We start from the raw sequence: 11,670 nt of genomic DNA on the forward strand, positions 1-11,670 counted from the left end.
TAACCGGTATGATGGGTTGGATTGGGGTATCTGGTGTGCTGGCCGCCATTTATATGGGCATGATGCGTAAAGCCTAATTTTTTGCAAGAATCCACCCCAATTCCGTAATACGGAGATCAGGCCAGAGGCGTTGCTGATGCCGATGTGCACCCGGGCATCATAAAGCTCGGTTTAATGATATGATGCGCAGCCAGGCACTCCAGTACATCCATGGCATTGCCGGTTATAAAAGAAAACATGCGGATTCTGTTTTCAATAAGCCGGGTCGCATAGGTTTCCGAAATTGCCCCGCAAACCAGGGCCGTGACTTTTTCCCGGTTTAATAGAGATACCAGGGCCGCGATATCATCCGGCTTGAAAGATTCATATTTTTTACTATGAATGCTTTGGTTTTCAATATCTGCAATTAAAAGCGTTTGTGCTGCGTCAAACACAGGAGAGACCCGGTTTCCCCAAGTGGTAATCGCAATTTTCATGATCTCCTCCTCTCAAGAATTTTTTTGCAAGTATTAAAAATGCAAAGGCTGTGCCTATATAGGCTCCCGGGGAACAAGAGCAGCAAACCACTGCCGGGCCGGTATATTTTTTAACCGGCAGATTCTATGGATGCCTCCATTGTTGCAAAAAAGAGACTTGTAACCGGTTTTCGGTTGCAAGGATAATCTCTTTTATAATTGGATGCCCAGTTTTTTAATCCGCCTGAACAGGGTGCTTTTGTGTATCCCCAGATCCCGGGCTGCGGCATTCCGGTTATTATTGTTTCGTTTTAACGCATCCGTAATCATCTGGATTTGTGCTGCAACCACCGGATTTTTATTTTCACCGGCTTGCTGTCCTGATTTGTTTGCAAGGGACGGCGGCAAATGCGCCATGGTAATGAACTCTTTGGCGCACAGGACAAAGGCATGTTCAATAATATTTTCAAGCTCCCTGATATTTCCGGGGAAATCATGGGCCATGAATGCGGCAAGCACCTCAGGGGAAAGCCCCTGGATCATTTTGTTCCGGCGCAGGTTCAACCGGGAGATAAACTGGTCCACCAGATAGGGAATATCCTCCATTCTATGGCGCAGGGGCGGCAGGGATATTTTAATAACATTGATGCGGTAATAAAGATCCTGACGAAATTCTTTGTTTTCCACCATGGTTGTCAGATTTTTATTGGTGGCGGCAATAATCCTGACATTTGACTGCTCTTTAGTTATACCCCCAAGGGGCGTATATTCACGTTCCTGAAGTACCCGGAGCAGCCTGACCTGAAAGGCCGGGCTTGTGTCTGCGATTTCATCAAGAAATATCGTGCCGTTGTCTGCCAGGGCAAAATGGCCGGGCTTATCTTTTACCGCATGGGTAAACGCGCCTTTTTTGTATCCAAAGAGTTCTGATTCCAGCAAGGTGTCCGGCAGGGCCCCGCAGTTAATAGCCACAAAAGGCGCATCTTTTCTGTGGCTGGTGTTGTGAATGGCTTTTGCCATTAACTCTTTTCCCGTACCGGTTTCTCCTTCTATCAGGACGGATGAGTCGCTTTCAGCAATTTGGGGAAGGATATTGAAAATATTTTTCATGGCACTGGAGTGGCTCACCATGTCGCCAACCCGCACCCCTCCGGTCAACTCCTTTCTCAGGGCTTCCACCACAGAGTGATCCCTGAAGGTTTCCACCCCGCCCAGAACCTCACCATCTTTATCAATAAGCAAAGAGGTTGATGCAGTGATTGGAATTTTTTTTTGCTGGTTGTTAATGATATATGCGGAACTTGATACAAACGGTTTGCCCTGATCCATTGTTTTTTTCAGGGCACAGCCTTGTTCACACATGTTGGAGCGGAAAACATCCCAGCAGTGGCAACCAATGGCATCCTGCCGGCGGATGCCGGTTATCTCCTCTGCGGCCCTGTTAAAAGAGGTGATTTTCCAGTTGTAGTCAATGGTAAAGACCCCGTCTGAAATTGAATCCAGGATGATTTTTGTGGTGTCAATGTTTAACGGGGTATTTGTATCATTTTGGGACATGCGGGAGCATCCTTTTTTATTTGAGCCTAATATAAATCATATCAAGCGCTTTTTTGCAAACGTTGTATATAAATTTGTTCGGGCAAAATCGCATAAATGCCACTGAGTAATGATCCATGGCCCTGCCTTTATTAAATATAATTTTAAAGATGTTTGCAATTATGCAACCTTGTTATTTGTGAATTATGCTATAATAGATTTCAAATCTGCAACTCTCCTTAATTAGGCAATGGCCCTGATAATTGTTTTTATTTTAGAAATAATATTGAAAATCTATCTTTTTAACTAAAGTATATTCAAAATATGTCCGAACAATAGTCTAAAGGTTTAATAGAAAAAGAAAAGAAATTCTGCCTTTCTAACCCCGGCAGCCTATAAAGACAGGAGACAAAAAAATGAGCATGACCGCAACATCAATTCCAGCACAGGAAACCACCCAGGAAAGAGCACACTTGATTTCTGTAGATAAGCTTCAAAGCGCACAGAAAAATATTGAAAATACCGAGACCAAGGAAAAGAAAGACTCTTTGAATCAGACCAGCGGGCAGAAAATGAGCACCGAAGAGGTCAAAGAGGTGGTAGAATCTTTTCAGGAGATGTCCGAGACCATTCAAACCAAATTAAGCTTTTCGGTTGATGAAGAGAACAATGAAATTGTTGTTAAAATTTTCGATAAGGAATCCGAAGAGTTGATTCGCCAGTTTCCATCCGACGAGATGCTCTCTTTACAGGATAAAATGAGTGACCTTGCCGGATTTTTGTTCGATCAGAAGGTTTGACGTACTTAAATAATTTTATATCCGATACATTATAACAGCAGCTGTGTTTTAGATCTTGCCTTTCCTGTCGTTTAACCCGGTATTAAAGTTAACGCTTTATACCGGGTTTTTTTGTTTTTTCTAAAAGTTGATGCATAAATCGTTTTACCGTGTCAGCTGGCGGTATTTGATCCTTGTAGGCTGATTTTCCTTGATACCTAACCGTTTTCTGCGATCCTTTTCATAATCAGAATAGGAGCCTTCAAAGAACAGGGTCTGGCTGTCGCCTTCAAAAGCCAGGATATGGGTGGCAAGGCGGTCCAGGAACCACCGGTCATGGCTGATGATCACAGCACATCCTGCAAAGTTTTCAAGGGCTTCCTCCAATGCCCGCATGGTATTGACATCCAGGTCATTGGTGGGTTCGTCCAATAGCAGCAGATTGGCCTGTTTTTGCAACATCGTGGCCATATGTACCCGGTTGCGCTCACCGCCTGAAATATCTTTAACCTTTTTCTGTTGGTCAGAGCCTGAGAAATTGAATTTGCCCACATAGGCCCGGGCATTGATTTCCCTGTCCCCCAACAAAAGCGTATCGCTGCCGCCTGAGATCACTTCATAAATGGTTTTTTCAGGGTCCAAGGTGTCCCGTTCCTGATCCACATAAGCAGCGCGCACACTGTCGCCGATTTCAATAGTGCCGGAATCGGGTTTTTCCTTTCCGGTAATCATTTTAAACAAAGTGGTCTTGCCGGCACCGTTGGGGCCCACCACGCCCACAATGGCACCCGGCGGAAGGACAAAGTTCATATCTTCCACCAGAAGCTTGTCTTCAAAGGCTTTGGAAACATTTTGCGCCACAATGACCTTGGAACCCAACCGTGGTCCCGGCGGAATAAAAATTTCCATTTTCTGTTCCTGCTGTTTGCTGTCCTTGTTGAGCAATTCTTCGTAGGCCGTAATTCTGGCCTTGGATTTGGAGCGTCTGCCCTTGGGAGACATCTTGATCCACTCAAGCTCTCTGGCCAATGTCTGGCGGCGCTTGCTCTCGCTCTTCTCTTCCTTTGCCAGGCGCTGCTGTTTTTGTTCCAGCCAGGAGGAGTAGTTGCCTTTCCAGGGGATGCCTTCGCCCCTGTCCAGTTCCAGAATCCAGCCTGCCACATTGTCCAGGAAATAGCGGTCATGGGTGACGGCAATGACCGTGCCTTCAAACCGGCTTAAATGCTGTTCCAGCCAGCCCACGGATTCGGCGTCAAGATGGTTGGTCGGTTCGTCCAGAAGCAAAATGTCGGGTTTCTGCAGCAACAGACGGCACAAAGCCACCCGGCGCTTTTCACCACCGGAGATCACGCTGACAGGGGTATCTTCAGGCGGACAGCGAAGGGCGTCCATGGCCATTTTAAGGCGGGAATCCAGATCCCAGGCATCAATATGGTCAAGCTTTTCCTGCAGCTTTCCCTGTTTTTCCAACAGGGCGTCCATCTCATCATCGGACATGGGTTCTGCAAAGGCTTCGGAGATTTTTTCATATTCGTTTAAAAGGTCTACGGTCTCCTGAACCCCTTCTTCCACGACTTCCCGTACGGTTTTATCCGAGTCCACCAGGGGTTCCTGTTCAAGAAAACCCACGGTAAATCCCTTGGATAAGATGGTTTCGCCGACAAATTCGGTGTCCACGCCTGCCATGATTTTTAACAATGTTGATTTACCTGAACCGTTAAGCCCCAAAACACCAATTTTTGCCCCGTAAAAATAGGACAGTGAAATATCCTTGAGCACCTGGCGGGTGCCATGGAATTTGCTCACGTTGATCATTGAATAAATTACTTTTTTTGTATCTTCGGACATATAACCTCCTGCATCCTATTTTTTTTCACATACGGCAATACATTCGATTTCCACCAGGGCATCCTTGGGGAGACGCGCCACCTGAAAAGCGGATCTGGCTGGTTTGTGACCGTCAAAGGCGGCTTCGTAAACCTGGTTCATCCCAGCAAAATCATCCATGGACGCCAGAAAGACTGTGGTTTTTACAATGGTTTTCAAGCTTGCATTGCACTCCTTGAGCACGGCCTCAAGATTGGACATGACCTGACGGGTCTGCTCTTCAATGGTGGTACCCACAATTTCGCCTGAGGCGGGATCCAGGGGGATCTGGCCGGCACAGTATACCGTATCATTGTGGATCACGGCATGGGAATAGGGCCCCACGGCTGCCGGGGCATTTTTTGATATAACAGGTATCATGTATGGTATCTCCTTGTTTTAAAATTCTGTGACCACAGGCGCTTTGAGTATCATGTCAATGGCTTCGGCCGCTGTTTTGGCAAAAACAGGAAAATCCTGATTCAGATGGGTCATCTGACGCAGATTTTCTGCGGTTCTCAGGACCAATCTGGCAAAATCGCCTTCTGCAAAATCCGACTTGCGCATCAGCTCATCCCAGGGGGTGTCATGGGCCCAGGCATAGACCATGGTTGCCGGCTGGATAAACAGGTTGGGCGCGGGAAATCCTAACTGCAGCATTTTTATGGCAAAGGGCTTCAGTCCCAGGCGCAATTCAAGGAACGCATCCTTAAGCCGTTTGGAAAGGGCGGTGTTGAATAACATATCATCCTTAAACTCCTTTTCATTGACAAATGCAGCCATCATAGCCGCTAAAAGCGCCGGATCATGCTCGGGTAAAAGCTTGTCCCGAAGACTCTGGGCCACCAGCAGCGGCGAATCAATGCGCAGTTTTGAGGCCCATATGCCGTCTTCGGTCAGGGCGCAGGGTTTTGCCCCTTCAGGGGTAACAAAGCCTTCCTGGATCAAAAAGTCCATGTGCTCGGTAAAATCCAGCCATAAATATTCCATATCTTTGCCGAATTTTTTTCTTGCTTTTCTGCCGCTTTTCCCGGCTTTTGCGCCAATGGCAATGAGATAGGAGGCAAAGGATTTTTCCAACAGGGTGCGCACTTGTTCCGGGGTGTTGGACAGCAGAAGATTGAGCACCATGGAGAAATCAATTTTGATCTGGGAATCCACATTTAGGGGCGGGGCGTTCACCAGCTTGGCTACAAGGGAGACATCCATATATTTGCCGGGAAGCAGTGTGGCAAATCCGATGTTGTCCATGCCGCGTCTTCCTGCCCGGCCGGCCATCTGCTGGAATTCACTGGGGTTCAATGACAGAAAGTCCCGGCCATTGAACCGGTCGGAATTGAGAATAACGACGGACCGGGCCGGAAAATTTACACCGGCTGCTACCGTGGAGGTGGCAAACATGGCATCTAAAAGCCCTTCGGCCATTAAAGTCTCCACCACCACCTTCCAGGCGGGCAGATGCCCTGAATGGTGGGCCGCCGTTGCCGTTTCCTCCAGGTAGGTCCGCTGGGGATGGGCGGATAAATGGGGGTTGTCTGCCGTGAGCTCCACGAGCCGGTCCATCAGTGCCTGCTTTTTTTCAGGCGCATGTTTCAGCAGACTGCCATCGCATAGTTTTATTGCCCGGTCGCATTCTGCCCGGGATTTTAAAAAAAAGATGGCGGGAAGCAGATCATAGTGGGAAAGCACCCTGAGAATATCCGAGAATTTGGGCAGTTTGCCTGGCGGGGCAAGCATCATGCGTTTACCAGACTGGTTGAATTTATATACCTTTTTATATAGGCGGGTCCGCTTGCCGTCCGTCCCTGTTTTTTCAAGCAAAGGGTAGAGAGTACCCGACGGATGAAAAAATAAAGGAAATAGAGGAACCGGTCGTTTGGTATTCTCAACCACTTTGCATGCCTTGTCCCGGATGGTAGACAGCCAACCTGCAATCTGGTCCGGGTTGCCGATGGTTGCGGACAGTAAAAGCAGGGGGATGCGCACGGGCAGGTAGATCATGATCTCCTCCCAGACCACGCCGCGCTCGGCATCACCGAGAAAGTGGGCTTCATCCAGAATGATCAAATCGCATTTGAGATTTTGGCCCGTGTACATGGCATCATAGAGCTGGTTCCGTAAAATTTCCGTGGTGCCGATGATGATGTCGGCATCGGTATTTTCCTTGATGTCACCGGTGAGGATGCCCACATTTTCCTTGCCGAAAATTTTCGAAAATCCCGCATGGATTGAGTTGGTCAATGCTTTTAAAGGTGTGGCGTACCATACTTTTCCGTTGTTTTCCAATATCCTTTTGGCGGCCTGCTCTGCAATCCAGGTTTTTCCGGCACCTGTGGGGGCTGTAACAAGGCAGTCCGATGTGCTGATGGCCTCAATGGCTTCAAGCTGAAACGGATCTGGTTTGAAAGGCTGTTTTTCGGGAACACCTATCCGACTGAATATTTTTTTCAATGACTTGTCTGCCCCGGCAGTGAGCTCAGGGTAATTAATGGGACGTGACGGTCTGGATTCGGATTCTTTCTTTCCGGAACGATAATATCTTTTTTTCATGTATCGTTTAAATCACAAATTAACTGAATACGCAATACGGTTCCTATAGTGCAGGTTGCAACGGCCCTACATTTAACAGTTATTTAATGTTTGAAAATATTTTATATTTTTTTAGTACCTTTCGAGCCGAGTCCATACCGAACAAGTTGGTGTCGAAATCATGGACCGGGATAAACTTGAAGCCGGCGACATCATCCATAGGTGTAATCAAAGAGAAGTCCTTGACCTTGCAGGTAAATGCCATATCGGTAATGGGGTACACCACACACTTGTAAGGATAGCTGTTGGCAACGGAACAGAAAAACTCAAGGTCATAAATGTCCAGGTTCAGTTCTTCTTTTACTTCCCTGACCAGGCCATGGTTGATACTTTCGCCGGGCTCCGTAAATCCGCCCGGCAGGTCAAGGGTACCTTTGCCGGGTTCTTTTGCTCGCACGGTGACCAGAATCCTGTTCTGATCATCAAGGATGATGGCCATGGCTGCCGCCGCACAATTAAGAAAAAATTTGAATCCGCATTCCCGGCATTTAAACGATTTTACACTGTCGGCATCAAGGCGGTTGCTGCCGCAGGACGGGCAGAACTTAAACCGGTGTTGATTGGGATTGGCATCGGGCATGGCAAGGATCCTATCAGCAGGTTAAATGAAAGCAGCCGCTCACCGCTTTGTCCGGTGTCTGGGCCATTGTTGTGTTGAACAGGATTACGGCCGCTTCCGTTGCCAGGGCCTTTAGTTCAATACCCATGGAGGACAACTCCTTTGCAAGACCCGGTGCCATTTTCATTCGATCATTCACGCCGGTGCCTACAATGATTAAATTTGGTTTCAGGGGTAGAACTGATTTTAAATCAGCCGGCTCAAGCACGTGACCTTCTTTTCTGCGCCAGTTCGGCAGGATAGTTAAGTCCGGGAGAATAATCAGGTCTGTGCTGTATTTATCTGCACCAATAACCATTTGACCAAAAGAAAATGATGTGATCATCGTTGGCCTCCTTTATCGGCCGTTCTGGATTATCGAGCCAGTCGATCAAAGCCTGGAATTTCCATACGTCGTTCCACATAGTTTAGAATCGCACTGGCAAGGGTGACAAGGATCAGGTAGTAAATGCCCACCACCAGGAAGGTCTCGACGTTTCTAAAGGAAGCCTTGGCAATGCCCCGGCCAATGCCGGTGATTTCATTGATGGTAATGATGGAGGCAAGGGATGAGTATTTAATCAGGTAAATAACCTCATTGCAGCATCCGGTAAAACAATGTCTGAATGCCTGGGGCAGGACAATGCTTTTCACCGAGGTAAATGGGGTCATGCCTAAAGCCTGGGCTGCTTTAAGCTGTCCTGTCTTGATGGAAAGCAGGCCTCCCCGAATGTATTCGGAGTGATAAGCCCCGGAGCAAAGGGAAAATCCGACAATGGCACAGGTCATAGCGGACATAACAATGCGTACGCCCAAAAAATTTGTGTAGGGCAGGGCAAAGTACCAGAAATAGAGCTGGACCACCAGTGGTGTGCCCCGGAACACGGCCACATAAAAATTGCATAGTTTTTTCACAGGCCCAGGCCCGTAAACCCTTAGGGTCCCGGTTACCACACCGATCAAAAAGCCGAACAGGGCCGAAGGCACAATAAGTTTGATACTGACAAAAAATCCGGTGTTCAGGCCGGGAATGACTTGATTTATGATGAAAGGGAAAAAGTCGTTCACGCCTCAGCTCCGGTCAGCTCTGAAATTTTGGTGCAAAAATCCCGGGTCCTTGATCCGCTGTTTTCAGCTAAAAGGGCAGATGGCGCCCCCTGTTCGGCAATCCGTCCGTTTTCCATGAACACGAATTCATGGGCAAGGCTAGCGGAAAAACTGATCTGGTGGGTGGCCATGAGCATGGTCATCCCCGCCTTTGCCAAGTCCCGGATCACCATCAGTACCTCGCTGATCAGTTCCGGGTCCAGGGCTGATGTGGGCTCATCCAAAAGCAGGACCTCCGGGTCCATGGCCAGGGCCCTTGCAATGGAGACCCGCTGCTTCTGGCCCCCGGATAATTGGGCCGGATACAGGTCCATTTTGTCTGCAAGCCCCACCCGGGCAAGCTCCTCACATGCCCTGTCGTGGGCCTGTTTTTTAGATTGTTTCTTTACTTTTTTCAGCGCAATGGCCACGTTCTGGCGGGCAGATAAATGGTCAAACAGGTTAAAGTCCTGAAAGATCATGCCCACCTTTTGGCGTAACAGGTACAGATCGGTTTTCTTTTTAAAATTCACCGGGGTGCCGTCTAAAAGCAGTTGGCCGTCTTCGGGAATATGCAAAAGATTTAAACATTGCAGCAATGTTGATTTCCCGGACCCCGACGGACCGATGAGCACCTTTAAATCCCCTTTGGCAAGGGTTAAATCCACATGGTTCAAAACGGTGTTGCCGCCAAGTTCCTTTACAATCCCCCGGGCTTCGAGAACTACCGGTCCGGTGTCATTGGGTCGTGTCATTTCTATGTTGCGCCTTTCAAACGTCATTGGGTATATCCCTGGATTCGTACCTTTCGCTCCAGTCGCTTAAGTCCTTTGACCCCGGCCCAGGTCAGTATGAAAAATATCAGTCCGGCGAACAGGGTAAAGGGCAGAGGTTTATGGGTGATGGCCGCCACGGACCGGGTCCTGGACATCAGTTCCGCCACCCCGATTACATAGGCAAGCGCCGAATCCTTTAAAACGATGGAGTATTCATTGGACCAGGCCGGAATGGAAAACCGCAGCGCCTGGGGTAAAATAATAGCGGTTATGGCTGAAATGTCACTCATGCCGAGGGAGCGTGCCGCTTTAAGCTGCCCCTGGGGTAAGGATAGAATTGCACCTTTAAAAATCTGGGTCTGATACGCCCCGGTGGTCATGCCCAAAACCAGGATGGCTGCAAAAAAGGCATCACCAAGGGGCAGAAAATCCAACGCCGGCATCTGGTCAAGCCAGGATAGAAGCCCAAAGTAAAACAGGTAAAACAGAACAAGAACAGGTACGCCCCTGAAAAACCAGACATACAATGCCACACAGCGCCGGGCAAAGGGATGGCCATACACCCGGATCACGGAAAATGGGATGCCGATCAAAAGTCCTAATCCCATAGCTCCGATAACGAGAACCACCGTAATCCACAGACCCGAAAATAGATAGGGCAGGGAGTCAGTTATGGACGTTAAAAAAGTGAGCAAGTCATGCATGGTAAATCCAGGGTGGGGAAATGGAACCGGGCAGAAAAACCCGGTTCACAATGTCGCATATTTTTTTTATAAGAAAGTTCCAATAAGTTGTTGAATTACTTTCTTACTTTGTTGTGGGCTACACCTCGGTGCTGATATGTCAGGTCGGCCCATGGTCGTTAGTGGATATCGTATTTCTCTTTAAGCACCTGCCACTGGGGATCAGCCATCAGCTTTTTTAACCCCTGGTTGAGCAGGGTTAAAAGTTTGTCATCGCCCTTGCGTACGGCATATCCATATTTTTCAGTGGGCCCGTCAAAGGTACCGGCCGTTTTGTAGACGCCGTCTTTATTGAGTTCGTTGGCAATGGATGAGTCCATGGAAGAAGCGTCAATACGGCCGATTTTAAGGTCTTCCATACTCAGATCCGTTGAATCATACTCCACAATTTCAAAGTTGTATTTTCCTGTGGATAACAGATCCTTAAGAAGTTTGGTACTGGTGGTGCCGCGTTGGGTACCAATTTTTTTGCCCGTGGTGACCAGGGAAGTAAAATCATCCGTTTGGTCCTTCAACACCAAAAGCACCTGGCTGATTTCATAGTAGGGCAGGGTGAAGTTGACAATTTTTTTCCTGGATTCGGTGATACTCATGCCGGAGGCAACAAAATCAATTTTTTTGGCATTCAGCGCGGGGATAATGCCGTCCCAGTCCATGGGTTGGTGTTTGACTTCAAACCCCATCTCTTTGGCAATCCAATTCGCACATTCCACGTCAAAGCCTGCGGGGTTGCCGGCTTTGTCCACATATCCAAAGGGCGGGAAACCAAAATCAATGCCGTTAATGTAAACTTCTTTTGCGCCGGCAGGTGTCAGGCACAGGCATGCAAATGCCGTTAACATACTCATCAGCAACGCTATTTTTTTTATCATCATTTTTTTCCTTTTAATAACGGCCATGGGCCGGCCTGGTCTATCAACACCCAGGCTCGACCCACAACAAAATATGAAAGTAACTTAGCAACTTATTGGTACTTTCATATATAAAATTTAGGAACCAGGCTCTTCCTGATACCGGTTAATTTGAAGCATAATAAATTAACAAAACTTCAGTCCGGGCACAAGAAGAATAAATACAAGCCAGTGCTGACGCATAAATAATAAAAGGTCGGCCGAAGTTGTTCCGCCCACTCCTTTTTGGGAAAATTCCGCCTTTCCTTCTTTCAGAAGGCATCGGAAAGGTAGTTCTTCCTACACAAACCATGGCCTGTACCGAAGATTTTCATTCCGTCCGGGCATAGTT

General features: G+C 47.9%; 12 protein-coding genes. 1 reads left to right on the forward strand and 11 read right to left on the reverse strand.

The genetic code is table 11. From position 1 onward, the window contains the following. Window positions 1-116 precede the first annotated feature (116 nt). A complete protein-coding gene (locus B147_RS0121340) occupies window positions 117-476 on the reverse strand; it encodes a NifB/NifX family molybdenum-iron cluster-binding protein (RefSeq protein ID WP_020589241.1) in 360 nt (119 codons plus the stop codon). 192 nt (window positions 477-668) lie between these two features. Next, window positions 669-2,012, reverse strand: coding sequence for a sigma-54 interaction domain-containing protein (locus B147_RS0121345; protein ID WP_020589242.1), 1,344 nt, complete (start codon window positions 2,010-2,012; stop codon window positions 669-671). A gap of 401 nt (window positions 2,013-2,413) precedes the next feature. Here B147_RS0121345 and B147_RS30640 point away from each other — a divergent pair, with 401 nt between their 5' ends. Then, a complete protein-coding gene (locus tag B147_RS30640) occupies window positions 2,414-2,791 on the forward strand; it encodes a flagellar protein FlaG (RefSeq protein WP_157237989.1) in 378 nt (125 codons plus the stop codon). A gap of 144 nt (window positions 2,792-2,935) precedes the next feature. Here B147_RS30640 and ettA read toward each other — a convergent pair whose 3' ends face one another. The 9 genes from ettA to B147_RS0121395 all read right to left on the reverse strand — a co-directional run bounded on the left by ettA (window position 2,936) and on the right by B147_RS0121395 (window position 11,303). Continuing rightward, a complete protein-coding gene (ettA, locus tag B147_RS0121355; protein WP_020589244.1) occupies window positions 2,936-4,618 on the reverse strand; it encodes an energy-dependent translational throttle protein EttA in 1,683 nt (560 codons plus the stop codon). Between the two features lie 15 nt (window positions 4,619-4,633). Then, entirely contained in the window at window positions 4,634-5,017 is a 384-nt protein-coding gene (locus B147_RS0121360) for a RidA family protein (protein WP_020589245.1), read from the reverse strand. Between the two features lie 18 nt (window positions 5,018-5,035). Further along, window positions 5,036-7,186 carry a DEAD/DEAH box helicase gene (locus B147_RS0121365; RefSeq protein ID WP_020589246.1) on the reverse strand — a complete coding sequence of 717 codons (2,151 nt, stop codon included), beginning with the start codon at window positions 7,184-7,186 and terminating at the stop codon, window positions 5,036-5,038. A 79-nt stretch (window positions 7,187-7,265) separates the two neighbouring features. After that, window positions 7,266-7,805: an NUDIX domain-containing protein gene (locus B147_RS0121370; protein WP_020589247.1), complete on the reverse strand. Its 540-nt coding sequence runs from the start codon at window positions 7,803-7,805 to the stop codon at window positions 7,266-7,268. Window positions 7,806-7,818: 13 nt separating this feature from the next. Continuing rightward, on the reverse strand, window positions 7,819-8,169 hold the full coding sequence (locus B147_RS0121375) for an MTH938/NDUFAF3 family protein (RefSeq protein WP_020589248.1): 351 nt from the start codon (window positions 8,167-8,169) through the stop codon (window positions 7,819-7,821). 29 nt (window positions 8,170-8,198) lie between these two features. Next, the gene (locus B147_RS0121380; RefSeq protein WP_020589249.1) at window positions 8,199-8,891 is read right to left on the reverse strand and encodes an amino acid ABC transporter permease; all 693 of its coding nucleotides are present in this window, start codon (window positions 8,889-8,891) and stop codon (window positions 8,199-8,201) included. Beyond that, window positions 8,888-9,664 (reverse strand): amino acid ABC transporter ATP-binding protein, encoded by a 777-nt coding sequence (locus tag B147_RS0121385; protein WP_026259768.1) that lies wholly within the window; start codon window positions 9,662-9,664, stop codon window positions 8,888-8,890. The genes B147_RS0121380 and B147_RS0121385 overlap by 4 nt, the downstream gene beginning before the upstream one ends. A gap of 23 nt (window positions 9,665-9,687) precedes the next feature. After that, window positions 9,688-10,389, reverse strand: a complete 702-nt coding sequence (locus B147_RS0121390) for an amino acid ABC transporter permease (RefSeq protein ID WP_020589251.1) — start codon at window positions 10,387-10,389, stop codon at window positions 9,688-9,690. A gap of 158 nt (window positions 10,390-10,547) precedes the next feature. Further along, complete coding sequence (locus B147_RS0121395; protein ID WP_211216961.1) at window positions 10,548-11,303, reverse strand: ABC transporter substrate-binding protein; 756 nt, start codon at window positions 11,301-11,303, stop codon at window positions 10,548-10,550. Window positions 11,304-11,670: the final 367 nt, after the last annotated feature.

Origin of the sequence: Desulfobacter curvatus DSM 3379 (assembly GCF_000373985.1) — a bacterium.
Lineage (GTDB): Bacteria > Desulfobacterota > Desulfobacteria > Desulfobacterales > Desulfobacteraceae > Desulfobacter > Desulfobacter curvatus.

What these genes read in the sequence shown, in the direction of transcription:
- B147_RS0121340 (WP_020589241.1), bottom strand. Translation starts at nt 476, where the DNA reads ATGAAAATTGCGATTACCACTTGGGGAAACCGGGTCTCTCCTGTGTTT.
- B147_RS0121345 (WP_020589242.1), bottom strand. Translation starts at nt 2,012, where the DNA reads ATGTCCCAAAATGATACAAATACCCCGTTAAACATTGACACCACAAAA.
- B147_RS30640 (WP_157237989.1), top strand. Translation starts at nt 2,414, where the DNA reads ATGACCGCAACATCAATTCCAGCACAGGAAACCACCCAGGAAAGAGCA.
- ettA (WP_020589244.1), bottom strand. Translation starts at nt 4,618, where the DNA reads ATGTCCGAAGATACAAAAAAAGTAATTTATTCAATGATCAACGTGAGC.
- B147_RS0121360 (WP_020589245.1), bottom strand. Translation starts at nt 5,017, where the DNA reads ATGATACCTGTTATATCAAAAAATGCCCCGGCAGCCGTGGGGCCCTAT.
- B147_RS0121365 (WP_020589246.1), bottom strand. Translation starts at nt 7,186, where the DNA reads ATGAAAAAAAGATATTATCGTTCCGGAAAGAAAGAATCCGAATCCAGA.
- B147_RS0121370 (WP_020589247.1), bottom strand. Translation starts at nt 7,805, where the DNA reads ATGCCCGATGCCAATCCCAATCAACACCGGTTTAAGTTCTGCCCGTCC.
- B147_RS0121375 (WP_020589248.1), bottom strand. Translation starts at nt 8,169, where the DNA reads ATGATCACATCATTTTCTTTTGGTCAAATGGTTATTGGTGCAGATAAA.
- B147_RS0121385 (WP_026259768.1), bottom strand. Translation starts at nt 9,664, where the DNA reads ATGACACGACCCAATGACACCGGACCGGTAGTTCTCGAAGCCCGGGGG.
- B147_RS0121390 (WP_020589251.1), bottom strand. Translation starts at nt 10,389, where the DNA reads ATGCATGACTTGCTCACTTTTTTAACGTCCATAACTGACTCCCTGCCC.
- B147_RS0121395 (WP_211216961.1), bottom strand. Translation starts at nt 11,303, where the DNA reads ATGATGATAAAAAAAATAGCGTTGCTGATGAGTATGTTAACGGCATTT.